Here is a 25,823-nt window from a genome sequence, read left to right as displayed (position 1 = left end):
TAACTAGTACCCGGAATCAGAGCTGAGTGATACGGCGGCCTTTGAAACGGCGTTGACGGACCTTTTTCTTGGTCCAGACGAAGGGCTCGGCTCTGTCGTTGTATGCGTTGACGTAGGCATCGATGTGTTCCTGAAGCTGCTTGAGGCTCGTGAAGGAGGTGCCGCTGAGCGACTGCCCCTGCAAGATGGAAAACCATACTTCGACCTGATTGAGCCATGACGCACTTGTCGGCGTGAAATGAAATTGCACGTTGGGGTGGGCCTTGAGCCAGTCCTCGTTCTTTTTATGGGTGTTGAGGTTGTCGAGGATGACGTGAAGCTTGCGGTTCGGAAAAGCCGCGGTGACGCTGTTCATGAAATCGAGAAACTCGACGCGGCGCCGGCGTTTTGAATGGGTCGCGATGATCTTTCCGGTGGCGACTTCGAGCGCCGCAAACAATGTTGTGGTGCCATGCCGCTTGTAATCGTGGCTTTGGCCGGTCAAGGCGCGGCCATTGGGCAACTTCAGATAACCCTGCGCTCGCTCCAAAGCCTGGATCGAGGGCTTCTCGTCCACGCACAGCACAATGGCCTTCGCCGGCGGCGCGACATAGAGGCCGACAACATCGGCGGCTTTGGCCGTAAAGTTCGGGTCGTTGCTCTCGCACCAGGACTTGCGAGCCACCAGGTCAATCTTGTGGCTGCGCAGGAACCGCCAGACATATTGGACATCGACATCGCCCAGCGCCTCGGCCAGCAGGGGGCCGGTCCAGCGCGCAAACCCTTGCGGTGGCGGCTTATCCAGCAGCTTCAGAATCCGCTTGTCGGTCGTCTTCGTATAGATCGGCTGCTTGCCAGGCCGCGGCTTGTCTTGCAGCCCTTCAAGGCCATGGTCGGCATAGCGATGCCGCCAAAGGCTGACAATCCGCGGCTGGACCCCAACTTCCTTGGCGATCGACCGGGTGCTGCGCCCATCCGCCGCCAACAGAACTATCCGCGCCCGCTTCAAATCGCGCTGCAACGTCACCGGTGAGCGACAGCACGCCTCAAGCACCTTGCGATCTTTCCTCGAAAGGTGGACTTCTCTTGCTTCGGGTATCATCCCGACCTTGAATCACGACTCACGTTCCAAGAAAAGTGGGTACTAGTCATCTGGAACGCAAGTTCGTCACATTAGTTGATAGCTCGAATCTCTACAGAGGAGAGAGCTCGTGGCTAATGCAGGTGAGCGAGGCCGGCCGATCGCGCCGTTGGTGCTTAGTCCGCAGGAGCGGGCGTACTTGGAGAGGCAAGTTCGTCGTCATCGCGTTGCCCGATCGCTATCTGAGCGATGCCGCGCGATCCTGCGATGCGCGGATGGATTGCCAAGCAAGTCTGTGGCTGCCGAACTCGGCCTGCACGAACACACCATTGGCAAGTGGCGTCGCCGATTTTTGAAGGACCGCTGTGATGGCCTGCTTGACGAGGCACGCCCTGGCCGCCCTCGAACCATCAACGACGATCAGGTTGCTGAGGTGATCGAGCGGACGTTGCGGACGACGCCAGCCGATGCCACGCATTGGTCGATCCGCTCGATGGCTGCGGAAACCGGCTTTTCCCACACCACGATCCGCCGAATGTGGGCGGCGTTCGGCTTGCAGCCGCACCGTGGCCAGACATTCAAGCTATCGAGCGATCCGCTGTTCGTCGACAAGGTACGCGACATCGTCGGCCTTTACCTGTCCCCACCGAACCGAGCCCTTGTCCTCAGTGTCGATGAGAAAAGCCAGATCCAGGCCCTGGATCGCGAGCAGCCGGTCCTTCCGATGATGCCGGGCGTACCGGAACGGCGCACGCACAGCTATGTGCGGCATGGTACGACCTCGCTGTTTGCCGCGCTCGATGTCGCCTCGGGATTCGTCATCGGCAAATGTTACAAACGCCACCGGGCAATCGAGTTCTTGAAGTTCCTCAAAGAGATCGACGCTCAAGTCCCTGAAGGGATCGATGTCCATATCGTCATGGACAACTACGCCACTCACAAAACACCCAAGATCAAAGCGTGGCTCGCCCGCCGGCCGCACTATCATGTCCATTTCACGCCGACTTCCGCGTCATGGATCAACCAGGTCGAGCGCTGGTTCGCTGAGCTCACCAGAAAGCAGATCCAGCGAGGTGTTCACACCTCCGTCAGGCAACTCGAGGCCGACATCCGTACCTTCATCGATTTGCACAACAGACACCCGAAGCCCTTCAAATGGACCAAGTCCGCAGACCAGATTTTGGCGTCCGTCAAACGCTTCTGCCACAAAGCCCAGCAGACATTATGTGGCGAACTTTAGATTCAGGTGACTAGGGCGCGGACTCATAACGCGCAGCCAGCCCTGTCCAGACGCAACGCTTCCGGGCAGGCCCCGGTTGGACACTTACCGAGTAGAAGGGGACCGACAATTTCCGCTGAAACCGTCCCAATGGACACCTTCTTGCCTTTGCTTTCGGTGCTATGATTGGGCACCAACGGCAGTGCAACATCTGGGTTTGGGGGTCCTATTGGCGATTAAAGGAGAGCCGGGACTTCAACGCGAAGCTCTCGTCAGCGAGCCGGCCCTGGACCGTGCCGAGCGGTTGGCCAATCTGCTGGCCTCCATAGTTGAATCTAGCGACGACGTGATCGTTAGCAAGAATCTGGACGGCATTATTACAAGTTGGAATAAGGGGGCTGAGCGCATCTTCGGCCATTCGGCCGCCGAGGCGATCGGCCAGCCTATTACACTTGTGATCCCGGAGGACCGACAAAGCGAAGAACGCGAGATTTTAACCCGCATCCGACGAGGTGAGCGCCTCGACCATTTTGAGACTGTTCGCCGACGTAGGGATGGTAGCTCAATCGTCGTTTCGCTGACCGTTTCTCCTGTCAAAGATGCCCACGGCAACATCATTGGCGCATCTAAGATTGCTAGAGATATTACCGAGCACAAGCGAGCTCAGGAGCAGATTCGCATTCTGGCTCGCGAGGCGGAGCACCGAAGCAAGAACATCCTCGCGAACGTACAGGCAATCATCAATCTTTCTCAGTCCGACACCTCCGAGCGCCTCAAGGAAGTGATCAGCGGGCGCATCCAAGCGATGGCAAATGTTCACTCGCTGTTTGTTGAAACGCGGTGGATAGGAGCCGAGGTCTCGGCGATCGCCAAGCAAGAGCTCGCCCCTTATCTCCAAGAAGGCCAAGACAAGCGGATTGTGATGGAGGGTCTGCAAATTGTATTAGGGTCCAGACTCAATTGAGCCAATATGCGACGAGAGCGGCGAGATGAACAGCGGCCAAAAAATTACGGGCGAGCTTGTCATATCGCGTGGCGATGCGCCGGAAGTCCTTGAGCCTGCAAAAGCAGCGTTCGATGACATTTCGTCCTTTGTAGGCGCGTTTGTTGAAGCGATGGATGACGACACGGTTAGATTTATTGGGGATTACGGGCTTGGCGCCACGACGAATGATTTCGCCGCGAAGCTTGTCGCCATCATACCCTTTGTCGGCGAGGAGCACGCTCATGGGTGGCGCGAGCGCCAGGACATCGGGAGCCGCAGCGATATCGGCATCCTGGCCTGGAGTCAGATGCAGGACGACCGGCCGGCAGAGCGGATCGCTCAGCGCATGGATTTTTGTCGTGCGGCCTCCGCGCGAGCGGCCGATTGCTTGATTGTGCTCCCCCCTTTTCCGCCGGAGGCACACCGGTGAGCTTTAATCGAGGTCGAGTCGAGCGACAGTACGACGCCGTCTTCGCCAGGCTTGGCCAGCGCTTCGAAGATTGCGCACCATCGTCCTCGCTTGGCCCAGCGATTGAAGCGATTGTAGATCGTCGTGTAAGGGCCGTATTCACGTGGACAATCACGCCATCGTGCACCCGATTGCAGCATGTGAATGATGCCGCTGACGATGCGTCGGTCGTCGTCCCGATCCGGCCCCGTCAGTCCCCTCGGCAGATGCGGTTCGATACGCGCCCATTGCCTGTCGTTCAGCCAAAACAAACCAGCGCGCATTCTCTCGCCCCCGAATCAACACGTAGGCAAGAGAATCACGTGGCGCTATTTAGGTACAGACCCTAGAACCCACCGCTGCACAGGCGATTGCTGTGGTTTTGCATGAACTAGCGACCAACGCTGCCAAGTATGGAGCGCTGTCTAACGCGAAAGGCTGGATTGGATTGGATTGGTCGCGAGCCGAGGATGGACAGCTAATGCTCCGCTGGACCGAATTGGGCGGTCCGAGGGTAAATGCGCCCGAACGCAAGGGCTTTGGTAGCCGCCTCATCGAAGGAACGATCACCCCACTTGGCGGCAAGGTGCATTTTGACTGGCGCGCGGAAGGGCTAGTTTGCGAAATCGCCGTTCCGACGTAAAACCCAATCGAGCTTGGCTTCGCTGCTCTCACGACATATTGCGCTGCCCCAAGAACTTGGTCGCTACAGGAGCAAAGCAGACGTAGTCACCAGTCACATGACGCCGCCGGGTTTATAGGTACACGGCCTAGGACAGCACCCGATAAACCTTCGCGCGTTGAGCCGCTCGATCCTCGAACAGGAGAAGCCGCCAACTGAGGCGGCCTTTATTTGGTGAGATGGAGGGCGATCTTCTCGGCTTCGATTTTCTCGACCATCGCGCCGATTGCGGCGACCCTTCGCAAGCAAGCCTTTCAGGTGGTTGATCCGTCTATCTAGCTCCACGCAATGTTCGCACATGCTTGCCATCCACGGTGGGAGGCGTGAACAAGGACTCGCAGTCACCGGCAAAGGCCAAATGTTGTAACGGTGATGGCGATCAACCGGCCTATGCCGGCAAATGTTCCTGAAACCGCTGAGCGGATTACTCAGGCAGTGGCAATCCGGGCGATCTCAGCCACTCGCTCACGTGCGAGCCGGTTTCGGCTTGCCAGGCTTTGCGGAGCTTTTCTTGGCGCTCCATTCCTGGGGGGAGGGATTTGGCCTCTTCACGGAGGCGTTTTGCTATTTCGGCTAAACGTTCTTCAAGGGACTGTATTTGTTTGAAACGGCGGCGGCGCTGCATGACAACACCTCGTCTTACGGGTCCTAACCGCAGGGTTTGAGTTTTCCGATTCCTAAGATGCGGATCCCGACAAGTTGGTTCCATCTGGAGGAACAACGGTGGTGGGCTATCGTATGTGGCTCGCGAACACTCAGTTCGCAATGAAAATCGAACACTAAACCGCCAACTGAGGCGGCCTTACGCTGGTTTTTCAGCCCGAATATGCAGAACGTAGAGCGTGTTCTGAAACTCGTCGGCCACTTCCATCCGCCAGTCTCGGCCCGGTACTAGGTTCCCGTCGATGCCCTGTAGTATCTGTCCGGCGGTGACAGTGGCCTCCTTCCACGCGGCATGCTTGTCCGGGAGGTCCGCGCCCACGCGGTCGATCTCGGTGCGCTCGTGCGTAATGTGAAAGAAATATCTCGGCATGCGCGGTAATGCGGTACGTCAGGCTCACGTTCCAATCGGGCCGAAAAGCGTGCTCATTCAGCGGGGGCTGAATAGGGTAGTTCGAAAATAACATCGAAAGATCAAAATGTTACCCGCGCCTGGGAGACTAGGGTCGGAGGTTCAAATCCTCTCGCTTTGCAGGACGCGCTTCTCGGGACACCGGCCTCGACAGCCTCCTAGCCGGGGCGAATTTCAAGGGCCTTCTTAAAAGCTTTCTCTTGCGGTGTACGTCACCGCCTCAATCTTGTTTCCATCGAGGTCGCGTACGAAGGCACCAAAATAATTCGCGTTGTAATTGTCTCGGATGCCGGGAGTCCCTTCGTCAACGCCTCCAAGCGCAAGTGCGGTCGCGCGGAAGCTCTCACTGTCTCGCGATCCGGTGCTTGAAAAGCTACGTGAGTGCCATTTCCTGCCGTTGCCCGAAGCCCGTCTATCGGGGTTTCGATACTGAAAATGATATCCGAGGCGCCGTAGTGGAGCGAACGGTCCGAGTGTTTGAGGAGCCGCAGTCCGAGAAGGGACATCAGCGGATCGTAGAAAGCTCTTGCGCTGTTGACATCGTTACTGCCGAGCGAGACGTGATGGATCATCTGGTCACCGTTTGAGGCAATACCGTCGCTTCAATCTTTCGGTCGTGGTCTCTGCGGCATAATGGATACGCCCGAAGTCGGCTTCGTCCTTTGCGGTGACATGAAGCCTCCAGGTCACGTCTCGGGCCTCGCCAGCGACGCATTCGACCTCGACAGAAACCGCATGCTCGCCGCCCGGGAAGCTCCGAATCTGCTGAAGCGCCATAAGCTCCAAGTCGGTCTTCGAGATCGATGTTCTTGCCACCGCAGCCTCCTCCCGCCGCCCCGTCCTTTCATCGGCAATCACTCGGCCAACCGACCGCGCGCGGAGATGTTCCTCGGGCGCTTGAAGGCCGCTCGTGCGGTCAGCTCCCTCAAGACTTGTCGAAACGCGAATGTGGCTGAGGACGGCTTTTCGTACGCTCGATATCGCGGCCACGTTCTTTGCCGCTGGGGCGCACCCACACAAAGATCGCTCGATAAGTCAGCTTTTCTCACAGTATTCATCCGGAGCTGTAGTTACACGGACTGGCGACGCCGGCGATCTCAACGGCAGGCGATGTGGCGAAGATGCAGCGAAGAAGATTGCGAATTCGACGAATGCAGGTCGGTATCAGCCTGCAGCGGAAGTGCGCAGTCTTCAGGCCGCGGCTTGGCTGACTGTGCGGATACGAAAACGGCGAAACAGGTGATCGCAAACATCAGCCGAGCACCTGCGAGCGGCCAGCAACCGCGCTCGCACAATATGCGCGGGTGAGCGCCAGACGGATGGCTCTCTACGACGCGCAAAGCGGACATTCACCGTCAGCGGCTTCACCTAGCTGCCGACCAATCTCGCCCATAAGAGCCCGCGGGTCCCAGTTCGTGCCGTCACTCTTGACGACTCTCTTCGCGCGCTCGAAAGCATGGCTCTCGGCCGCATCATCCCCTATGCGGATGGTCACTTGAGAATGGAAGGGGCAGACCGCGATTGCACGGGTCGTCTCTAGAGCAAAGCGCACGGTCGCGCGGAGATCATCGGCGTAATTTTCGGCGGACACGTTAGCCTCCTGTCGCACATCGCCTGCGAGATCAACACACAGTCAGGGGCGGATAGGCAGTTAAGGCGAGGCCCGGTGCGCCTAGTACCCGGAATCAGAGCTGAGTGATACGGCGGCCTTTGAAACGGCGTTGACGGACCTTTTTCTTGGTCCAGACGAAGGGCTCGGCTCTGTCGTTGTATGCGTTGACGTAGGCATCGATGTGTTCCTGAAGCTGCTTGAGGCTCGTGAAGGAGGTGCCGCTGAGCGACTGCCCCTGCAAGATGGAAAACCATACTTCGACCTGATTGAGCCATGACGCACTTGTCGGCGTGAAATGAAATTGCACGTTGGGGTGGGCCTTGAGCCAGTCCTCGTTCTTTTTATGGGTGTTGAGGTTGTCGAGGATGACGTGAAGCTTGCGGTTCGGAAAAGCCGCGGTGACGCTGTTCATGAAATCGAGAAACTCGACGCGGCGCCGGCGTTTTGAATGGGTCGCGATGATCTTTCCGGTGGCGACTTCGAGCGCCGCAAACAATGTTGTGGTGCCATGCCGCTTGTAATCGTGGCTTTGGCCGGTCAAGGCGCGGCCATTGGGCAACTTCAGATAACCCTGCGCTCGCTCCAAAGCCTGGATCGAGGGCTTCTCGTCCACGCACAGCACAATGGCCTTCGCCGGCGGCGCGACATAGAGGCCGACAACATCGGCGGCTTTGGCCGTAAAGTTCGGGTCGTTGCTCTCGCACCAGGACTTGCGAGCCACCAGGTCAATCTTGTGGCTGCGCAGGAACCGCCAGACATATTGGACATCGACATCGCCCAGCGCCTCGGCCAGCAGGGGGCCGGTCCAGCGCGCAAACCCTTGCGGTGGCGGCTTATCCAGCAGCTTCAGAATCCGCTTGTCGGTCGTCTTCGTATAGATCGGCTGCTTGCCAGGCCGCGGCTTGTCTTGCAGCCCTTCAAGGCCATGGTCGGCATAGCGATGCCGCCAAAGGCTGACAATCCGCGGCTGGACCCCAACTTCCTTGGCGATCGACCGGGTGCTGCGCCCATCCGCCGCCAACAGAACTATCCGCGCCCGCTTCAAATCGCGCTGCAACGTCACCGGTGAGCGACAGCACGCCTCTAGGAGCCCAGGGCCTCATAACCTCAGAAGCCTGACAATAGGTTGTTCGGCTACGCGTCCAGTCTGTCCGACATGGCAGGATATCGCTTTGACGCTGCGCAAAGCCCCTCGGACCAGCCCGGCCCACTTGCGGCGGTACGGAGGGGACAGTTGCGGGGCCGAGCGGTCCGACGGGCTGGCGCCGTGAGGAGGCGCCACGCAATTGGAGGCTAGTCCCAGTCGGCGATATCGCTCTGTTCACTTGTGACCCGGAACAGGTATTTGTAATGTTCCCGCACTGGAAGATCGAGGCCGCAGATGAAAGACATGCAGGCCCAACTGGAGAAGCTACAGCGAGACGCCGCTGAGTGCGCCCTTATTCGCGACTTGGCGACGGACCCCAAAAAGCGCGAACTGTTTGCCAAACTGGCTGAACACCTTGCGGTGCTCGCATCCGCAGTAGAGCAGGCTATCGGTGAGAGCACGGCAGCGACATCGCTCCTGATCTGCCGCCCAAGCCGTAAAAATGTGGACGCCAGCTTGACCGAGTTGCCCTAAGCTCCATCTCGTAATCAGGCATCGAATGCCTATTTTTCCTGAATGCGTTCATTTGAGTTTTGCCTTCCCAGCAGAGGCGTGGCGGTCCCTAGCGGGCCGGATTGGCTTCATGAAGTAAAGTATGACGGCTACCGTCTTCGCCTTGAGCGCGAGGGCCACCGGGTACGCCTGATCACGCGCGGCGGGTACAGCTGGGCCAGTCGCTATCCTTGGATCGTCGAGGCCGCGCGCAAGGTCCGCCAGAAGCATTTCGTCCTCGATGGCGAAGCAGTCGTGCTCGGCGTCGATGGCATCTCCGATTTCAACGCACTTCACTCGCGCAAGCGCGACCACGAAGTGCAGTTCTGCGCCTTCGATATTCTCGCCGAAGGCGGCGACGATCACCGCAGGCTCTCGTTGTCGATGCGGAAGACGAACTTGGAGCGCCTGCTGGCGCGGCGTCCTGAAGGCGTTTTCGTTAATCCCTTTGAGCGTGGCCAGCTTGGACCTGACCTATTCCGCGCCGCGTGCAACATGGGTCTTGAAGGATTGGTATCGAAGCGTCGCGACCAGCCTGATCAGGCGGGCCGGAGCAAGCATTGGGTAAAGGTAAAAAACCGCAGTCACCCCGCGATGGAGCGGGAGCTGTGAGGTCGCGAACAAACAAGTTGGCAGGCACTAGCATGTTGCACGCAAGCAACTCTTCTCTTGTTCCATGATTTGCACCGTGGTTTCGGCTTCACACGATAAGCCTGACCTGCGTAGATAATCTGCGCTAAAAATTGGCTGGTAATATTATGATCGGCGGGGAAGAAGCCACGCGCATCCGGCGCCTACAGAAAGACCGTCTGTAGATGGTCTTTCTGTAACGCGCGGCCGTTCGTATTAGTCACGCAGGAAAATATTTTGGGCTTTCTCGCGAAGCCTAAGCCGCTACATTCATACTATTGCGATCTCATATTTTATGATGGGGCCGACTATGTTGGACGACGAATTTAATAGGCAACGTGCGAAAATATTACGTGAACTCGCAGAGCAAGCCGACCCATTCATCAAAAAGCGCCTTTTGAATTTAGTGCAGCGCTACGAACCCCGGCGGCAGCCAACGCCCGTGGACGAGCGGTTTGCAACCCGCGGAGATAACGTCGATAGATAGGCGGCCGTGGCGAGGCCGATCCGTTTCCCCTGACACAAAGCAGAAAGGCCCCGACGATGTCGCACGTCGTCGCCCTTCACGATCATCAGGCCGGTTACGTCCGCCGTGCCTGCTGATCCAAACAGAAACTGACCACCACCGTCTCGACCAAAGGCCAAGTGATATTGCCCAGGGCGATCCGAGACAGCGGCAGTGGCCGGCAAGAACGAAACTGACCACGGAGAACGCCCCCGAGGGCGAACTTGCAACCGCGCCCGGCTCGTCAGCAGCCGACGCCAGAGCAGACGTGGTGGGGATGCGGCCAAATGAACGCGAATGACCCGTTGCAGACATCAAGACAACACTTCGGCCGGCGTAACGACCTGCCAATTGCAATCTTTAGCTGTGCATGTTCAAACCAATTGAATACATTGTAGAGCCACTAGCAGAGTAACTTGTATTCTCGCGGTTCGATTTCCGTAGCCTAACAACTGGTTGAAGGACATGGGAGATGCGCTCGGGCTCGGCGGGTTGGGTATCACTATTGGTCGTGGTACTTCCATCCATATGTTGTGAAGAAGCGATGGGAGGAGATCCGACGACTTTCGATTTCAACTATTTCGAGTCCTTGCCGCGAAAAGAGATTGTAGCGCCGCGCAAACGTATCTGAACAGTCGCTTTCCTGCGGGTTCAGATCTTCAAGTTTTGCAGAAAGAGCTGGTTTCCGCTGGCGCGAGATGCGCGATGGGAGTCGGGCGGCGCGGCGTGTACTACGAATGTGATTACGAACGATGGGCTGGAGTGCCGCTGGTCACAATGGAATGGAAGATAATATTGCGTCCGGATGCAGTGAGAAGAGGCTGCAAGAGATATCAGTAAACCGTGCACTGACGGGGCTTTAGAACGCGCTGTCCGCTCCTGGCCCCAAGCAGCCACTGGAGAACGTCCGCTATTCCGCCGCTTATCAGGGGCAAGCGGACATCTGATCTGAGGCCATTTGCAAGTGCGCCCGCCCAACGATCCGGCAATCATTGGGCATCACCACAACAATTGCCCTTGAATGCCCAGCCATGTGGCGCAGGCCACAGGTCCATCATTCGCAAATCGGTTTGCTCTCCGTAGGCTAGGAGGCATGACACCATTCTTCCGACGAAAATCACCCATGGAAAAGCTTGAAGCCGAACTGGCCTCGCTGCGCACGCGCGCCGCAGCCTTGAATAGCCGCCATTCCGCTGCGGAAGCGGCCCACGATGACGCCAAAGCGAAACTCCAGCGTCACCACCTCGATGCCGATCTTGATGCCGATGACAAGGCCCGCGCGAAGTTGGAGACGGCGGTCGCCGCCTGCGCTGTGACCCGTGAAGGTTACGCGAATGCGCTCGTGGAGGTGCAGGCGAAGATTACCGATGCCGAGCAGAAGCTCGCAGCAGAACGCGCTACTGTCGAACGCAAGGCCGCAAGCGAAAAGCTGGCCAGTGATCTCGATGCCGTCGAGCGGGCGCTGCCGGATTATCTGGCGGCTGGCAAGCGCTTTGCCGACGCCCTGGAGAAACTTCACTTCCACCATGAGAGCGGCGCAATGGTCCGCTTTATCTGCAACACCGCGACGCAGGTCGAAGTCGCTGCCGGTTTTGCGCTCGTGGAGCTGCGCGGCATGGTGGTCGCGGTCCGCGAGGGCGTTGCGCCTATCCCGGCAGCCCAGCCGGTCACCACTTCGGTCCCGATTGCTGAGCCGTCGCCGCCGACGCAAATGATCTTCATGATGAAGTCTGCAAATTTCCGCGATCACGACGGCCGCATCCGTTTCGCCAAGCAATTTGAAGATGCAACCATGCCGGTGACGACTGCGCAGCGTGCTCTGCGCATGGGTGTGGCGGTCTTGGTGACGGATCCGAAGCGCGCTCGGCTCCGTGGTACGCGCGGCGGCGACTTCAATCCGTGCGCGCCCGATGTCATCGATCTCGATGTCGTCGAGGAGCCCAAGAACCTGCCGCACTTCGATCCTGTGCCGCGCTCAGCGAACTTCACTCCGCTCCCCACCGCGGAACCGCGCACGATCCTGATTGACGTTCCGCGTTCGTGAATAAGCTTTCGCGGAGTCGGTGGAAGGCGGCCAGCTCATCGGACGCGATGAGCTGGCCGCAGGAGTTCCGGCATGAATGATGACAACATGAGCTTTGGCGACGAGCACGACGAATACGAGATCGGTCGCACCGAGTGCGAGGACGAGCGGATTGCAATTCATGGAGCCGGTCACGCCGTGGCAGCGCGCTTGCTCGGCAAGCCGCTCGGCGGAGCGACAATCAATCCCGATCAGAACGGGAAGTACGGCGGTCTCGTGTGGGGGCCGCGCCACAGCGTTGCCTTCGGCAGCGATGACGACGCTGCTGATGTGCCGGAGCTGTGCGGCCAATTGCGGGACCTCATGCCCCAGGATGGCGAGGTTCGCGGCGATGCCGCAGATACGTACTTGCACGTGCTCGACCGTTGCATTGAGCTGGGCGCGGCATCTGTCGCGGAACGTATGCTTCTGCCAGGTGAGCCCGTGCCCTCCGTTAGTGACGTTGAGCAAGCAGTTGCGCTCGCGACATTGGTCTGCAAGTCGGCAGAGGCTGTCGAGCGGTTCCTGTCGTTCTGCGAGCAGCAGGCGCACGATCTGCTGCGCCCACACGGCCCAATCATCATGGCCCTGAGCATCGTGCTGAAAATTCGCCAGACCTTAACGGGCGCGGAGATCGACGACGTTATCGCAACGACGGTCGCGGGTCTACAATTGGCGGCCGAGCGCCGACGGCGCGTCGAGTGGCGCAAGGGCGAGCTGGCGGCCGAGCGCTTTCGCGCCGCATGTGATTACCTCAATGCCGTGCGGCTGCCATCATCTGCACAAAATCGGGTGCAGTAATCGGCGACATCTGGATCAGAGGGCACGGCGGATGTAACCGGCCTGATAATCTTGAAGGGCCCCGACGTGCAAAGCGTCGGGGCCATTTGTTGTGGTCGAACGTAGCCGTCTTTCCCTCGTTCCCTTAATGTCGCCGCTGCGCGTATATGGCGAGGAGACCCACTTGCCTCGCCCCGATCCGCCGATTGGATTTGTCAGCGCCAGAATTGTGCAGGATGTTGTAGGCATGTTGGTATCTTATCCCCAGACGCCGAGCAGTTTCCGCAGTGGTCGGGCCGTCGCCCGCCAAAGGTCGTACTCGATCTGAGGTGGTCATTTCGGTCCGACCATAATCGGCGGCGGCTCGACCGTGCTCAGGTCCATTTCCATTGCGGATTGTTCTTCGGATAGCCGCCTTTCGAGGTAGTGCCGTTCGGCCTCACTTAACTCAGTTTCGAGCAGGCGCCGATATCGATCAATATTGTTCCTATGGGTACGTAAACGAGCAATTCGTTCTTCGGTCATCGTCGATCTCTCCGACGGACGTGGTCGCAATTACTTGGGATCGGCGTTGAGGTACTGGACGTCGTAGGTACCCCATTCCGTGGAAGCAGAGGGATTATTTTGACAACCTCGTGGTGAAAACGTGCCTGCTGTCCCATGCCCGGAAATGGCACCTCAAACGGCACGGCGTTACTACGAGCTGCATTGCCTCTCATCACAGAAGGAAGTCAGATCAGGTCATTCATTGCCTTCAGCCTGAACCGGCGGCTTCTGCGCGCCCTGCACACTCTGGCTCAGCGACGCCAGCGCGGTGTTCAGCTCATCAGAGATGGGCGCGAGGTCCCTAATGTCCTCGAAGGCTTGGGCGATGCGCTCATTCGCTGATTTCTCGAACGGCTCGAAGCCTTCAGAGATGCGCGTTCCTGCTCCAAGAACGGTGGAAGCGGCCATCGGCCCAAGCAGGAGGAGTGCGGTTCCGATGATGCCGATCTTGCGGATGCGAGCCATCGGCGGTGGCCGCAGGAGGCGGTCATTGATCATTGTCTTCACCTCACGGCGTACAGTCCGTGCATCATGCCAATCGTTGCGAACAAACGGTAGATCGGGCGTCTACCATTAGGAGGTAACTCAAGCAGAGGCGCGTTCTTGTCGAGTTGCCCGTGGCGCAGATCGTGGGCGCCGCGCAAGTAGGCGTTCTAGGGTCCAGACTCAATTGAGCCAATATGCGACGAGAGCGGCGAGATGAACAGCGGCCAAAAAATTACGGGCGAGCTTGTCATATCGCGTGGCGATGCGCCGGAAGTCCTTGAGCCTGCAAAAGCAGCGTTCGATGACATTTCGTCCTTTGTAGGCGCGTTTGTTGAAGCGATGGATGACGACACGGTTAGATTTATTGGGGATTACGGGCTTGGCGCCACGACGAATGATTTCGCCGCGAAGCTTGTCGCCATCATACCCTTTGTCGGCGAGGAGCACGCTCATGGGTGGCGCGAGCGCCAGGACATCGGGAGCCGCAGCGATATCGGCATCCTGGCCTGGAGTCAGATGCAGGACGACCGGCCGGCAGAGCGGATCGCTCAGCGCATGGATTTTTGTCGTGCGGCCTCCGCGCGAGCGGCCGATTGCTTGATTGTGCTCCCCCCTTTTCCGCCGGAGGCACACCGGTGAGCTTTAATCGAGGTCGAGTCGAGCGACAGTACGACGCCGTCTTCGCCAGGCTTGGCCAGCGCTTCGAAGATTGCGCACCATCGTCCTCGCTTGGCCCAGCGATTGAAGCGATTGTAGATCGTCGTGTAAGGGCCGTATTCACGTGGACAATCACGCCATCGTGCACCCGATTGCAGCATGTGAATGATGCCGCTGACGATGCGTCGGTCGTCGTCCCGATCCGGCCCCGTCAGTCCCCTCGGCAGATGCGGTTCGATACGCGCCCATTGCCTGTCGTTCAGCCAAAACAAACCAGCGCGCATTCTCTCGCCCCCGAATCAACACGTAGGCAAGAGAATCACGTGGCGCTATTTAGGTACAGACCCTAGATTGGACTTGCGAAGATGCAGCGGCAGCCTCCGCAGATCGTCGCCCGTGTGGCTTTTACGGCCTTGGGCGGCAGGCTTGCCAATCGCCCGCTCCACCTCCGATGCGAGCACAGACAGGTGTTCGGCTAGCCTGGCAAACAGGTAGTGCCAGCGCCCGACGGGGTCAGCGCCGACAGTGCCAGCGTCCTGGCGGCCAGAGAAAGCGAGCGTCAGAGCTGGCCCCGCAAATTCGGACAGTAGCTTGAGTGGATTTTCTGCCTGACAGCGGCGAGGATTCTTGCTGCGAATCAGGAGCGAAGATGACGAAGAAGAGCCGCCGGACGCATTCTCCGGCATTCAAGGCGAAGGTTGCTTTGGCTGCGGTCAAAGGCGACAAGACACTGGCGGAGCTGGCGCAGCTGTTTGATGTTCATCCGAACCAGATCACGATCTGGAAAAACCAGCTCCTGGAAGGCGCCGCCGGCGTGTTTGGGCATGACAAGACATCGGCCGAGACGCCGGTCGATTTGAAGGCGTTACATGCCAAGATCGGCGAGCTGGCGTTGGAAAACGATTTTTTGTCCGGCGCGCTCACCAAGGCGGGCCTGCTGAGCGCAAAGCGATGATCGACCGCGATCATGATCTTTCTATCGTGCGCCAGGCGAAGGTCCTGAAGCTGGCTCGCAGCACGGTCTACTATGAACCTCGGCCAGTTTCGGCCGAGGACCTTGCCTTGATGCGTCGGCTCGATGAGCTGCATCTCGATTATCCCTTCGCGGGAGCGCGTATGCTGCGATCGTTGCTGCGGCGGGAGGGCGTATACGCCGGTCGCCGCCACATCGCGACGCTGATGAAGCGCATGCGGATCGAGGCGGTCTATCGTCGCCCGAACACGAGCAAGCCGGCTCCGGGTCACAAGATCTACCCGTACCTGTTGCGCGGATTGAAGATCGAGCGGCCCGACCATGCGTGGGCAATGGACATCACCTACATTCCGATGCGGCGTGGCTTCGTCTATCTCGCGGCGGTCGTCGATGTGTTCAGCCGACGGGTCCTGGCCCATCGCGTCTCGATCACAATGGAGGCGGCCTTCTGCGTCGAAGCGGTCCAGGAGGCGTTGGCGAAGCACGGCAGGCCCGAGATTTTCAACACGGATCAGGGCAGCCAGTTCACCAGCCTCGAGTTCACCGATGTGCTGCTGGACGCGAAGATCGCCATCAGCATGGACGGCAAGGGCGCCTGGCGCGACAACGTGTTTGTCGAGCGGCTCTGGCGCACGGTCAAATACGAAGAAGTTTATCTCCGCGCCTACGACAGCGTGTCCGAGGCGCGAGCGTCAATTGCCAAGTATCTGGCCTTCTACAATCAGGGACGCCCTCACTCGAGCCTTGACGGGCGCACGCCCGACGAGGCTTACTTCGGCACGCAAGCTATGGTGATGGCCGCATGACCGTCGCCGACGGTTTTGTCGTCGCTCTGGTCGGGCTACGCCCTCCCGACGCAACGACAAAACCGTAAAGCCCCGCGTTCAGCATAACCCGGCAGGAATCCACTTAAATCCAGCGGGGCGCTGTCCAAACAACCGGGGCCAGCTCTGTCAACCTCCGCGCCCCACGCAGCACAAGTGCTTGCGCTGCGAATAGGGCGCGGTTGATGTTTTACAATCCAGGGCCGCTTCATCATCTGACGATTCGTGTACGCTCTCACGCGCTTCTTGCGCGGCTTGACGAACGGCTTCTGATGTCGGCTAAGCGCACGCACAACGCCGACGCGAGCGAAGATCGTCGGGCCTCCGAGATCGACCACCAGCATCAGCGCCTCGATGGCGGCCTGCCATTCCGGAGCATCATGCTCGGGCTTCGGCAGCTTCGTGATGACGGTGGCGGCGTCGTGCAGCGTGATCAGCTTGCGGCCATCTGGCAGTAGGATCGGATCGTCGAAAGTCCCCTGCCAGCCTTGGTTGTTCATTACGCTACTGCGGCTCGTGCTTGTCCGTCAGTTCTCGCGCCGCCAGGCTAAGCTCCAGCTCTCGAAGCCGCTCTATCAGCAGTTCGACGATCTGCTCGTAGTCGGAGGGCGACAGCGAATTCACACCACGCAACGTCATCTGGCCTTGGAGAATGGTCGCCATCATGGCTTTGACGCTCATGGGACCTCGTCTGAAATTAGATCGTCATAAGAACAATCTGAAGTAGACGCCAAACGTTAGGGATGCGCATCGCCGTAGAATTACGGGCTATGGCAAGGACCTTTGCACTGCACTGCAAACTCGACAACCATTTTGGCGCCGCTCGACAATTGAGCGCGAATAAGAAGCACGGGTTGCGTCCGTTGTTTTCGGGACGCGATTTGAGGCGTAACGAAAGCCGAATCGCGCTTGCAAACCTAAAAATTGGTTCTGCGTCATAATCATAATGACTCCGACGCAAAAATAGAAAATAGGGTGGAAAAAACAAAGATATTGGGAGGAGTAGGTGGATACTCTAAGTCGCCTGCGCGCGATGGCATCGCTGTGCCGTCAGACTGCTGCGCATCACCCTGATCGAAGTTGGAAACTGCTCGCCGAAGCTGAGTTTTGGGAGCATTTCGCCGATGATGCGCTGCGCGATGAGTCATGCACATCTGCCTTCCCGCTCCCAGCAATTGGAGATGATGCGAACACCACGCAATCGGCCCACAGTAGGGCGGCATGAGCGCTTTCGGTACCAAGTCCCCTTGACGGTCACAGCTAGCTCTCACTCTTTGCAGAGCGTTCTGTTCTAGGGAAGGAGATCTCAAATTTCCTCGCGGGGTACGAGCGAGTCAGCGGTTGGAATCGCGGTAGATCACGGAAAACGCTGAATTGAATTTTTTCGGCAGGGGTTGCGTTCATGGATAGCGTAGAGCGGTGCTTCGCCGCAGTGACGGCAATCGGTTTCTTTGTGACCGTCGTCGGAATGATATTGTTGCAAACGATGTGAGTTCTGCTTGGCCAGCTCGCGACGCGCCGCGCAGCGGCAACGCACCTCCTTCAGCTAGGTGGTGCAGCGATGCGCGCCTGCGCAAGATCGACGCGGCTTGCTTCGCCAGGTTATTAGCCTCGCCCCGTAGCCGAACAACCTGCCGTTCAGGCTGCTGAGGTTATGGGGGCTCGGGCCCGGAGTGTCACCGCTGCGCTACACACGGGAGCACGCAGCGGCGCTGGTCCGCCCGAACAGAGGCGAGCGAAACAGTTCATTAGCTTTCTTGTGGCTTGCTGGGAGCCGTGCCGATTACCGCTGATTACGGCACACGGAATGGGAATGTCGGCCCCGGCTGTTTCTCCCAACCTGCGGCTGGGGCCGATTTGAACTTTCGCTGTATGGTTCAACCCGGTCCACAACCATATTTAGAGGCATAGCTATCGCGCTATTTGGGCTGAGCATTCTTTCGCAGCTCGATCAGGCGCTCTTTTACGGCCGAAATACTGACGCTGCGTTCAGGCTTGTGCGGGAGATTGGCCGCGGTTTTGGGCTGTAGGGCCGCCGCCCTGCATTCAACGGATCAGGCGTCGAACGACGGCTACTTCTTCAATAGTATTCCCATCGTTCGCGCCATTCGCCTCACCGCCCCCGCATGGCGGCCCAGTTCGGTGGCTATCTTCGATACGCCAACGCCCTGCCGGGCGAGCCTGACCAAGCGTCGGATTTCCTGCTCGGCCCATTGCTTTGGCTTCGGTGCTTTCATGGTACGGCGCTCAGAACCTGCCGACCACTTAACCAGCGCGCCTAGTCGCCAACACTTGGGAAATTTACGGGTAGCGCCCCACCACGAGGCACAGCGGCACGGCGGATTTGGCCCTCGCGAGAGGGCGCGTAAGCGGCGTCCCGAGTATTGCGTGAACTCTATTGGGGGATCGGATCGGCGCACGGATAGTTGCGTAAGTAGGTCCGCTATGAAAGGAAGATCGGACCTGTCGCATGCGAACGCCCGAACTCCGCTTTTGACCCGTAAGAGACATAGTGCATTGAATTGGCCGGGGCGCTTTGCCTTGCACCCGGCAATGGAAAAGCGAGTGCAGCCCGTGCCACGGCGGCCCCGAATTTTGGGCAAGATAGGGTCTCTCCGGCGATTACCGCTCACATGTCCGCAACAAAGTGCTACGCTCCGCCTTGTCCCAGCGGCGGGGTTAGTCTGGTCGTTCGGAGGGGCTGTGACCGAGCAGCGGGTTCAGAGGCGACTAGCGGCGATCTTGGCCGCCGACGTGGTTGGTTACTCTGCGTTGATGCAACGCGCTGAGGAGGCCACCTACGCCGAGTTCGAGCGGCTCAAGCGAGAATTGATCGAGCCTAGCCTCTCCCGCCACGACGGGCGACTGATCAAGACAACGGGTGATGGCGCGCTCGCCGAATTCGCGAGTCCCTTAGCCGCCGTGAGATGCGCGACTGAGATGCAGGATCATCTCGCCGAGGGGAGCGGTCCATTCAAGCTACGCATCGGGCTCAACCTTGGTGACGTGATCGTTGGGCAGGACGGCGACCTCTATGGCGACGGGATCAACATCGCTGTCCGGCTGGAGGGGATCGCCGATCCGGGCGGCATCCTGATGTCCGAAAAGGTCTATAGCGAAGTCGAAGGCAAGCTGGACGTTGGCTTCGAGGATCGCGGCGAGCAGCAGCTCAAGAACATCGCCAAGCCGGTCCGCGCTTACGCTGTCCGTGCTGGAGCGTCTAGCGCGCTGACCGAGAGACTAAGCGCGGCCCCGCCACTTCCAGCCAAGCCATCCATCGCCGTGCTGCCGTTCGAGAACATGAGCGGCGATCCCGAACAGGAATACTTCGCGGACGGAATGGTTGAGGAGATCACCACCGCGCTTTCGCGGTTCAAATGGTTGTTCGTGATCGCCCGCAATTCCAGCTTTACCTACAAGGGCAAGGCGGTGAACGTGAAGCAGGTCGGGCACGAGCTGGGCGTGCGCTATATCCTTGAGGGGTCTGTGCGCAAGGCTGCCGGGAAAGTTCGCATCGCCGGACAGTTGATCGACGCGATTACAGGGGCGCACATCTGGGCGGACAGATTCGAGCGTGATCTGACGGACATTTTCGCTCTCCAAGACGACGTTGCGCTCGCCGTTGTCTCGGCCGTTCAGCCAAAGATGCTTCAAACAGAGATTGCAACGGCTGCGCGGCGGCGACCAGAGAACCTCACTGCCTATGAATTTTTTCTCCGATCCATGCAACAGTATTACCTGACGACCCGCGAAAGTTTGGCCGAGGCGATTAAGCTTGCTCATCGCGCTTTGGAGCTAGACCCGAGGTTCAGCTCTGCAGCGGCTCTGGCAGGTGACTGTCACGCGAGCAACGTCGCTTTAGGCTATGCCAACAATCCCGAGTTCGACGCCAAGGAAGCAATTCGGCTTGCTCGTTTGGCATTGAGCCTCGATGATGGTGATCCGGACACGTTGTCAAGGGTTGCCGTAGTCTCGGCGTGTGCGGTCGGCGATAGTGAAGCCGAAATCGAAATGGCTGACCGGGCGGTCGCGCTCAACCCGAATTCATGGCGCACTTGGAACAATAGAGGCTGGGTCTATACAATGGCGGGGCTGCCCGAAGAGGCTATTCGAAGCTTTGAACGTGCCATTCGCATGAGCCCATTAGACCCGCTGCTGCATATGACGTTTCTGGGCATTGGGCATGCTCTTGTGGGCCTTCGCCGGTTTGACGAGGCGATCATTGTATTGAAGAAAGCCCTTCGTCAGAATCCTTCCTTTATGCCAGCTTGCCGCGGACTGGCGTCTGCCTTCGCCCATCTCGGACGCGACGCTGAGGCGCACGCCGCAGCGGCGCGTGTGCTTGAGATCGATCCAGCCTTTACAATATCGGGGCATATCGCCCGGGTCCCCAAAAGCTCAAAGATGTTTATTGAGGGTCTCCGCAAAGCGGGGTTACCCGAATGAACTGTGCTCGCGCGCGACGACGAGGTGATCAATAGAACCCCCTGTTGCTGCGGTGCATGAGTCAGCAATTGGCCCTTAGCAGACGTGCCGGACGCAAGCCCCGATGTCCGCTTTTGCGGGTGACACGGACATGCCGTCTTAGCCGGGGGCGGCTTCGCACCCATCGCTAACGTGGAGTAGGCATACATTCAGTGGGATTGCGCCACTCAACCGTCGGTTCTTCGACGCCTCATCTCGGCAGCGATCATCGACTCATCCTGGCGCAGCGAAAGCCGCTGAGCAATCGCAAGTGCTTCATTCCAAGCAGCTATCGCTTGGCTTTTTTGACCGTCCAACCAGTGTGCCACGCCGGTCCACAGTCCGTATTGCGCCCCTCCCAAGGGAAACACGCGACGATAGCGTTTTAGTTCACCGAGCGCCTGGCGCTCCCAATCTCTCCACTGATCGTATTCACGCGAAAGCCCAGCTTCGCGGCCGCGCAGGAGCACCTCGGTTACACCCGAGATTCCGATCAACGTGCTGTGGGAAGTCGGCCTACGCAGCTCCCGCAACAAGCGGAGCGTTTCGATCGCGGCTTCGATGCTTTCGACATGTTGGCCGACACGAGCGAGAGCAAGGGCGAGTGCTCCCTTAGCCGAGATCTGCGCGGCGAGATCCACAGATCCTAGCATTGCGGATGTGATCAATCGGAGGATATCAACTGCCTCTCGAGGGCGATCTGTATGGAGAACGCACAGCGCCTTACATCGAAGTGCCCAAATCTCCTGCTGAATGTTCCCCGCATTCTGCGCGCGTGACAACAGCGCGAGCGCCGTTTGCTCCAGGACGCTCCGATCGCCACGATAATAGAGGGACCAAAAGCGGATGCCCTGCGCATCGCACCAACCCAGCTGGTCTCCAGCCTTCGTCGACAGTTCTTGACATTCGTCTAAGCGGCGGTCGAGCATTGACCAATCGCAACGGCCAACACGCCAAAGTGCGTCCAGGAGACAGACGTGCGAATGGACGGCCCGATCGGCCAAAGCGATTGCGACCCGCTCTGCCCTAGAAATGAAGTAGTCACAGGCGCCCTGCCACCCCAAGAATGAAAGCCCACAACCCAATCGCGAAGAAGCGGCGGCAAGCTCAACGGAAGGCCCGACACGTTCCGCATGCACGACTGCTCCAATGAGATTGCACATTCCGCGTGCATAACGGAGTTCGAAGTAGTCGACTGTGGCGGCCTGGCTGAGGCAGCGAGCCATTTCTCTTTCCCAAGCTCGGCGATCGGGACGCTTCCACTTTGATGAGGGGGGAACCATCTGCTGCAGAGCAAGTTGCAATCCTCTTCCTATTAGACGTAATGCGGTCGTGGTCGGAAAGCGGGGAACGGGTTGTCCGGCAACGCTAAGTGCGCGCATCACGGCCATACCTTGAGCATGGATGTCGCCACGGCCGTAGTGCGCTTCCGCAAGTTGTCTCCGCCAACGCACGGCTTGAAGGTTCGGTTCAGCGCCATGAGCTTGCTGACGCGCCTCATGACTGAAGCAGATCCCCAAAAACGCTTCAACCTCGCGAAATGCTCCGACTTGGAGGGCCTGTGTAGCAGCTAGTACCCACTTTTCTTGGAACGTGAGTCGTGATTCAAGGTCGGGATGATACCCGAAGCAAGAGAAGTCCACCTTTCGAGGAAAGATCGCAAGGTGCTTGAGGCGTGCTGTCGCTCACCGGTGACGTTGCAGCGCGATTTGAAGCGGGCGCGGATAGTTCTGTTGGCGGCGGATGGGCGCAGCACCCGGTCGATCGCCAAGGAAGTTGGGGTCCAGCCGCGGATTGTCAGCCTTTGGCGGCATCGCTATGCCGACCATGGCCTTGAAGGGCTGCAAGACAAGCCGCGGCCTGGCAAGCAGCCGATCTATACGAAGACGACCGACAAGCGGATTCTGAAGCTGCTGGATAAGCCGCCACCGCAAGGGTTTGCGCGCTGGACCGGCCCCCTGCTGGCCGAGGCGCTGGGCGATGTCGATGTCCAATATGTCTGGCGGTTCCTGCGCAGCCACAAGATTGACCTGGTGGCTCGCAAGTCCTGGTGCGAGAGCAACGACCCGAACTTTACGGCCAAAGCCGCCGATGTTGTCGGCCTCTATGTCGCGCCGCCGGCGAAGGCCATTGTGCTGTGCGTGGACGAGAAGCCCTCGATCCAGGCTTTGGAGCGAGCGCAGGGTTATCTGAAGTTGCCCAATGGCCGCGCCTTGACCGGCCAAAGCCACGATTACAAGCGGCATGGCACCACAACATTGTTTGCGGCGCTCGAAGTCGCCACCGGAAAGATCATCGCGACCCATTCAAAACGCCGGCGCCGCGTCGAGTTTCTCGATTTCATGAACAGCGTCACCGCGGCTTTTCCGAACCGCAAGCTTCACGTCATCCTCGACAACCTCAACACCCATAAAAAGAACGAGGACTGGCTCAAGGCCCACCCCAACGTGCAATTTCATTTCACGCCGACAAGTGCGTCATGGCTCAATCAGGTCGAAGTATGGTTTTCCATCTTGCAGGGGCAGTCGCTCAGCGGCACCTCCTTCACGAGCCTCAAGCAGCTTCAGGAACACATCGATGCCTACGTCAACGCATACAACGACAGAGCCGAGCCCTTCGTCTGGACCAAGAAAAAGGTCCGTCAACGCCGTTTCAAAGGCCGCCGTATCACTCAGCTCTGATTCCGGGTACTAGGTCCGCATACTTGACCGCCTTTTCGATGTTTCCGGCCGCCTCGAAGTGCTGAACCAGCGCCGAGAATTCCAGTGGGGCAGTGGCCGATTGATTTGATTCGATCCGGTCAGCCAGCAATCCATGTAAGCGCTGCCGCGCGTCGACTGATATCAAGCTATACACGACGTCGCGAATCTGATCGTGACGAAATTCGTATTCGCCTGGACCAACTCCGTGCCTCACAAGTTGTGCGGCCAACAGTGTCTCGATAGCGCTCCCCAAAGCACTGCTCGTCAGCTCGTTGCAAAGCAACATCTGAAGGGCGTCAACGCTAAATGAACGGCCTACTACGGCTCCGGCCTTGAGAACGTTGAATGTCGCAGCTTCTAAGAGGTCGACGCGCTCGCGGATGACCCGCTCGACACCCTCGAAGTAGCGAAGGCTGTCGAGCGGCCGAATGGGACGCCAGAAGCCGTCACGCACCGCTATAAGGCCTTCACCCTTTAGGGCTATGGAAATCTCCTCAGCAAAGAAGGGATTGCCATCGGCCAATGCTGCGATTCGACCAGCCAGTTCTTGGTGCGGCGGCACTTCTCCCAAGGTACGAGCAACCAATTCGCGGATAGACACTTCGCCGAGCTCACGGAGTTCAAGGATCTGGCAAAATCGCGCAGGATCATCTGCGTCCACCCGATTGGTGTTCATTCGAGCTGTCTCGGCGCGCCGTCGCAAGCTCTTTAGCTCGTCTGGAATTTCTTCGACGCGTACACACAAAATCAATAGCAGCGATGGGAGGGATCCGAGTATCCATTCGATGAGCCGCCACGAGGCGGAATCGAGCCACTGACTGTCCTCCATTATCAACACAAGCGGCCGCGGTGCCAGCGCGCCTACCAAATCGCCGAGAAGACGCATGGTCGCGTCGGCACGGTTCGGTCCCTCGAGATGCCGCGTGCCGTCGTTTTCGGGGATCGCAATGCCAAGTACGCCGTCGAGCAAAGGCAGTCGTTCGACAATGGCTGAAGTCTCGTCAACACGCGCTCTGACGTTTTCGAGCGCGATATAGCCGTTGCAGTCGGGGGGCAAATCCAGGAGGGACGCAAGCACCCGCCGCCACGGTAGGAGCGATGTACGACGGTCTTCACGCTCCGCCCGGGCGACCGAGACTTTGGCCCGAGCCGTTGTAGTTCCTCCATAAACGCTGTGACTAATGCCGTTTTCCCAATTCCCGGCTCACCCAAAACAGCGAGCAAACGCGTGCCGCCGGCGCATGTTTCTTCAAACAGTTGCCCCAGAACTGCTTGTTCGGTTTCCCGTCCAATTAGCGTGGAAGGGACAGCGGCAGTAACGCGCGGTTCCAATGGGCGAAACACTGCGGCCATGTCCCCCAGTCCGTCGAGCTGTAACGTGCCCCGCTGTTCAAAGGAGAACGCTGTTCGACTGGCTCGTTCGGTCGGTGCATCGCAGACGACGCCTGCAGAAATCGCAGTCATCAGTCGGGCGGCGCGATTTACAGCTGCACCATGCACCATCAACTGACGGCGTCGCGCATTTCCAACAACGCAGAAGAGCGCATGGCCGGTTGCTACGCCAATGGAGGCGGTGAGCCCGACCCCGCTTATTGTCTCATCCATCGCGCGAGCGGCGGAAATGGCGCGGTAAGGATCATCGCGGTGGAAGTTTCCACGTGCCCCGAATGCGCAGCTGAAAATTAATCCCTTCTCGTCAAGGTACAGTTCCCCCAGCGGTCCACCTCGCGCTCGGAGATTCTCCTGAAGTGACACGCAGAGTGCCTGCAACTGAGAGAGGGCAGGAGGAGCGCGGGAGTCTAAACCGGTTATTCGTACGAAGACGGCCGAAACGGGTCGGATCTCGTTGATGCCGCGGAGGAGGGGATCTACTGCGAGCTCGGAGTTGCCATGTCCAATCACGGTAACACGACTAGGCGCAAATGCCGCCTCGTGGAGCTGCGGCGGCAGGAAAGAAGACAGCCATGCTAGGGGGGGAATGGGTAAAGGGACGTCGGCGCTCATTTTGATGCTATCAAGATGACGCGCTCTTGCATTCGCGAGTGCTTGAAGGGCAGCGTCCGACAGGACGTACTCCCCAGGGTGAGCAAGCACTTGGCAAGTTGCAGCTTGCATAAGGGCATCGCCGCCCGCGATCAAATTCCAAACGGGCTGGCCACCGAGGGCTGCCGCCCAGAGCTTGCCGGCGCCCACTCCGACGTGCAGGGCGGGTGCGACTTCGCTGGTCGAAAGCTCTCTATCAGGATTGTTGCAGATCGCCTCGGCACACGCGATCGCTACCCTAACTGCGTTTCCGATATCGTCGTCTGCTACCCAATAGGCGACCAAAGAATCTCCTTCAAAGTACAGTACTTCGCCGCCACTATTACAGACTTGGTCCGCGCACCGTCCGTAAGAGAGGCTTAGCAGCTCCGATATCTTTTCAAGTCCTTCCTGCCCACGTCGCGCTAGTTGCTCGACCATGGCTGTGTATCTGG

22 protein-coding genes and 1 pseudogene are annotated in these 25,823 nt (G+C 58.8%); 9 read left to right on the top strand and 14 right to left on the bottom strand.

The genetic code is table 11. From position 1 onward, the window contains the following. Nucleotides 1-16 precede the first annotated feature (16 nt). The gene (locus ACFLEY_RS40170; RefSeq protein ID WP_026192128.1) at nt 17-1,081 is read right to left on the bottom strand and encodes an IS630-like element ISRj1 family transposase; all 1,065 of its coding nucleotides are present in this window, start codon (nt 1,079-1,081) and stop codon (nt 17-19) included. Between the two features lie 109 nt (nt 1,082-1,190). On the opposite strand from ACFLEY_RS40170, the gene ACFLEY_RS40165 reads away from it, so the two are divergent. Together ACFLEY_RS40165 and ACFLEY_RS40160 are read left to right on the top strand one after the other, a co-directional pair. Beyond that, a complete protein-coding gene (locus ACFLEY_RS40165; protein ID WP_060908300.1) occupies nt 1,191-2,300 on the top strand; it encodes an IS630 family transposase in 1,110 nt (369 codons plus the stop codon). 208 nt (nt 2,301-2,508) lie between these two features. Next, on the top strand, nt 2,509-3,243 hold the full coding sequence (locus tag ACFLEY_RS40160; RefSeq protein ID WP_249163613.1) for a PAS domain S-box protein: 735 nt from the start codon (nt 2,509-2,511) through the stop codon (nt 3,241-3,243). Here the strand turns inward: ACFLEY_RS40160 and ACFLEY_RS40155 are convergent. From ACFLEY_RS40155 to ACFLEY_RS40135, 5 genes are all read right to left on the bottom strand, one after another. Continuing rightward, nucleotides 3,236-3,996 (bottom strand): IS5 family transposase gene (locus tag ACFLEY_RS40155; RefSeq protein ID WP_110115998.1). Its coding sequence is split into 2 segments (ribosomal slippage): nt 3,236-3,657 and nt 3,657-3,996, totalling 762 coding nucleotides; the frame shifts between segments, so codons are not numbered across the junction. The genes ACFLEY_RS40160 and ACFLEY_RS40155 overlap by 8 nt on opposite strands. An 822-nt stretch (nt 3,997-4,818) precedes the next feature. Then, entirely contained in the window at nt 4,819-5,019 is a 201-nt protein-coding gene (locus ACFLEY_RS40150; RefSeq protein WP_074076794.1) for a hypothetical protein, read from the bottom strand. A 177-nt stretch (nt 5,020-5,196) separates the two neighbouring features. Next, a complete protein-coding gene (locus ACFLEY_RS40145; RefSeq protein WP_060910335.1) occupies nt 5,197-5,427 on the bottom strand; it encodes a DUF6894 family protein in 231 nt (76 codons plus the stop codon). Between the two features lie 1,366 nt (nt 5,428-6,793). After that, nucleotides 6,794-7,057, bottom strand: a complete 264-nt coding sequence (locus ACFLEY_RS40140; protein WP_028176062.1) for a hypothetical protein — start codon at nt 7,055-7,057, stop codon at nt 6,794-6,796. A gap of 94 nt (nt 7,058-7,151) precedes the next feature. Beyond that, entirely contained in the window at nt 7,152-8,141 is a 990-nt protein-coding gene (locus ACFLEY_RS40135; RefSeq protein ID WP_396604411.1) for an IS630 family transposase, read from the bottom strand. Between the two features lie 318 nt (nt 8,142-8,459). Here ACFLEY_RS40135 and ACFLEY_RS40130 point away from each other — a divergent pair, with 318 nt between their 5' ends. From ACFLEY_RS40130 to ACFLEY_RS40115, 4 genes are all read left to right on the top strand, one after another. Further along, nucleotides 8,460-8,699 (top strand): hypothetical protein, encoded by a 240-nt coding sequence (locus tag ACFLEY_RS40130; RefSeq protein ID WP_038967817.1) that lies wholly within the window; start codon nt 8,460-8,462, stop codon nt 8,697-8,699. 42 nt (nt 8,700-8,741) lie between these two features. Beyond that, entirely contained in the window at nt 8,742-9,329 is a 588-nt protein-coding gene (locus tag ACFLEY_RS40125; RefSeq protein WP_211434832.1) for an RNA ligase family protein, read from the top strand. 1,646 nt (nt 9,330-10,975) lie between these two features. Then, on the top strand, nt 10,976-11,896 hold the full coding sequence (locus ACFLEY_RS40120) for a hypothetical protein (protein ID WP_060910338.1): 921 nt from the start codon (nt 10,976-10,978) through the stop codon (nt 11,894-11,896). Nucleotides 11,897-11,968: 72 nt separating this feature from the next. After that, nucleotides 11,969-12,715, top strand: coding sequence for a hypothetical protein (locus ACFLEY_RS40115; protein WP_060910339.1), 747 nt, complete (start codon nt 11,969-11,971; stop codon nt 12,713-12,715). Nucleotides 12,716-13,027: 312 nt separating this feature from the next. Here ACFLEY_RS40115 and ACFLEY_RS40110 read toward each other — a convergent pair whose 3' ends face one another. The 3 genes from ACFLEY_RS40110 to ACFLEY_RS40100 form a co-directional block, all read right to left on the bottom strand. After that, a complete protein-coding gene (locus ACFLEY_RS40110) occupies nt 13,028-13,219 on the bottom strand; it encodes a hypothetical protein (protein WP_011090426.1) in 192 nt (63 codons plus the stop codon). Nucleotides 13,220-13,435: 216 nt separating this feature from the next. Next, the gene (locus ACFLEY_RS40105; RefSeq protein ID WP_060910340.1) at nt 13,436-13,738 is read right to left on the bottom strand and encodes a hypothetical protein; all 303 of its coding nucleotides are present in this window, start codon (nt 13,736-13,738) and stop codon (nt 13,436-13,438) included. A gap of 168 nt (nt 13,739-13,906) precedes the next feature. Next, a protein-coding gene (locus tag ACFLEY_RS40100; protein WP_110115998.1) for an IS5 family transposase occupies nt 13,907-14,667 on the bottom strand; the annotation gives its coding sequence in 2 pieces (ribosomal slippage) (nt 13,907-14,328 and nt 14,328-14,667; 762 coding nt in all). A 365-nt stretch (nt 14,668-15,032) separates the two neighbouring features. On the opposite strand from ACFLEY_RS40100, the gene ACFLEY_RS40095 reads away from it, so the two are divergent. Beyond that, nucleotides 15,033-16,162, top strand: a protein-coding gene (locus ACFLEY_RS40095) for an IS3-like element ISRj2 family transposase (protein WP_085967151.1) whose coding sequence is annotated in 2 segments (ribosomal slippage) — nt 15,033-15,285 and nt 15,285-16,162 — 1,131 coding nt in all. Because the reading frame shifts where the segments join, the coding sequence is not laid out codon by codon here. A 35-nt stretch (nt 16,163-16,197) separates the two neighbouring features. On the opposite strand, the gene ACFLEY_RS40090 is transcribed toward ACFLEY_RS40095, so the two are convergent. Together ACFLEY_RS40090 and ACFLEY_RS40085 are read right to left on the bottom strand one after the other, a co-directional pair. After that, nucleotides 16,198-16,680, bottom strand: coding sequence for a hypothetical protein (locus ACFLEY_RS40090; RefSeq protein WP_396604410.1), 483 nt, complete (start codon nt 16,678-16,680; stop codon nt 16,198-16,200). A 4-nt stretch (nt 16,681-16,684) separates the two neighbouring features. Beyond that, a complete protein-coding gene (locus ACFLEY_RS40085; protein ID WP_166466000.1) occupies nt 16,685-16,861 on the bottom strand; it encodes a hypothetical protein in 177 nt (58 codons plus the stop codon). Nucleotides 16,862-18,883: 2,022 nt separating this feature from the next. Between ACFLEY_RS40085 and ACFLEY_RS40080 the strand changes: the two genes are divergently transcribed. Next, nucleotides 18,884-20,626, top strand: coding sequence for an adenylate/guanylate cyclase domain-containing protein (locus tag ACFLEY_RS40080; protein WP_063824271.1), 1,743 nt, complete (start codon nt 18,884-18,886; stop codon nt 20,624-20,626). Nucleotides 20,627-20,832: 206 nt separating this feature from the next. On the opposite strand, the gene ACFLEY_RS40075 is transcribed toward ACFLEY_RS40080, so the two are convergent. After that, nucleotides 20,833-21,573, bottom strand: a complete 741-nt coding sequence (locus tag ACFLEY_RS40075; RefSeq protein WP_396604409.1) for a hypothetical protein — start codon at nt 21,571-21,573, stop codon at nt 20,833-20,835. Nucleotides 21,574-22,260: 687 nt separating this feature from the next. Here ACFLEY_RS40075 and ACFLEY_RS40070 point away from each other — a divergent pair. Then, complete coding sequence (locus ACFLEY_RS40070) at nt 22,261-23,325, top strand: IS630-like element ISRj1 family transposase (protein WP_026192128.1); 1,065 nt, start codon at nt 22,261-22,263, stop codon at nt 23,323-23,325. Here the strand turns inward: ACFLEY_RS40070 and ACFLEY_RS40065 are convergent. Together ACFLEY_RS40065 and ACFLEY_RS40060 are read right to left on the bottom strand one after the other, a co-directional pair. Then, nucleotides 23,312-24,424 (bottom strand): ATP-binding protein, encoded by a 1,113-nt coding sequence (locus tag ACFLEY_RS40065; protein WP_396605012.1) that lies wholly within the window; start codon nt 24,422-24,424, stop codon nt 23,312-23,314. The genes ACFLEY_RS40070 and ACFLEY_RS40065 overlap by 14 nt on opposite strands. 131 nt (nt 24,425-24,555) lie before the next feature. Beyond that, nucleotides 24,556-24,699: pseudogene (locus ACFLEY_RS40060) on the bottom strand (hypothetical protein); the annotation flags it as partial. Nucleotides 24,700-25,823: the final 1,124 nt, after the last annotated feature.

The sequence above is a fragment of the Bradyrhizobium sp. YCK136 genome (genome assembly GCF_044570075.1).
Taxonomy (GTDB): Bacteria; Pseudomonadota; Alphaproteobacteria; order Rhizobiales; family Xanthobacteraceae; genus Bradyrhizobium; species Bradyrhizobium diazoefficiens.
This window is presented reverse-complemented; position numbering and strand designations above follow the sequence as displayed.

Excerpts from the sequence above, each read along its gene's own strand:
- ACFLEY_RS40105 (WP_060910340.1), bottom strand. The coding sequence starts at position 13,738 with ATGATCAATGACCGCCTCCTGCGGCCACCGCCGATGGCTCGCATCCGC.
- ACFLEY_RS40075 (WP_396604409.1), bottom strand. The coding sequence starts at position 21,573 with ATGCTCGACCGCCGCTTAGACGAATGTCAAGAACTGTCGACGAAGGCT.
- ACFLEY_RS40120 (WP_060910338.1), top strand. The coding sequence starts at position 10,976 with ATGGAAAAGCTTGAAGCCGAACTGGCCTCGCTGCGCACGCGCGCCGCA.
- ACFLEY_RS40085 (WP_166466000.1), bottom strand. The coding sequence starts at position 16,861 with ATGAGCGTCAAAGCCATGATGGCGACCATTCTCCAAGGCCAGATGACG.
- ACFLEY_RS40130 (WP_038967817.1), top strand. The coding sequence starts at position 8,460 with ATGAAAGACATGCAGGCCCAACTGGAGAAGCTACAGCGAGACGCCGCT.
- ACFLEY_RS40070 (WP_026192128.1), top strand. The coding sequence starts at position 22,261 with ATGATACCCGAAGCAAGAGAAGTCCACCTTTCGAGGAAAGATCGCAAG.
- ACFLEY_RS40145 (WP_060910335.1), bottom strand. The coding sequence starts at position 5,427 with ATGCCGAGATATTTCTTTCACATTACGCACGAGCGCACCGAGATCGAC.
- ACFLEY_RS40170 (WP_026192128.1), bottom strand. The coding sequence starts at position 1,081 with ATGATACCCGAAGCAAGAGAAGTCCACCTTTCGAGGAAAGATCGCAAG.
- ACFLEY_RS40150 (WP_074076794.1), bottom strand. The coding sequence starts at position 5,019 with ATGCAGCGCCGCCGCCGTTTCAAACAAATACAGTCCCTTGAAGAACGT.
- ACFLEY_RS40110 (WP_011090426.1), bottom strand. The coding sequence starts at position 13,219 with ATGACCGAAGAACGAATTGCTCGTTTACGTACCCATAGGAACAATATT.
- ACFLEY_RS40125 (WP_211434832.1), top strand. The coding sequence starts at position 8,742 with ATGCGTTCATTTGAGTTTTGCCTTCCCAGCAGAGGCGTGGCGGTCCCT.
- ACFLEY_RS40090 (WP_396604410.1), bottom strand. The coding sequence starts at position 16,680 with ATGAACAACCAAGGCTGGCAGGGGACTTTCGACGATCCGATCCTACTG.
- ACFLEY_RS40115 (WP_060910339.1), top strand. The coding sequence starts at position 11,969 with ATGAATGATGACAACATGAGCTTTGGCGACGAGCACGACGAATACGAG.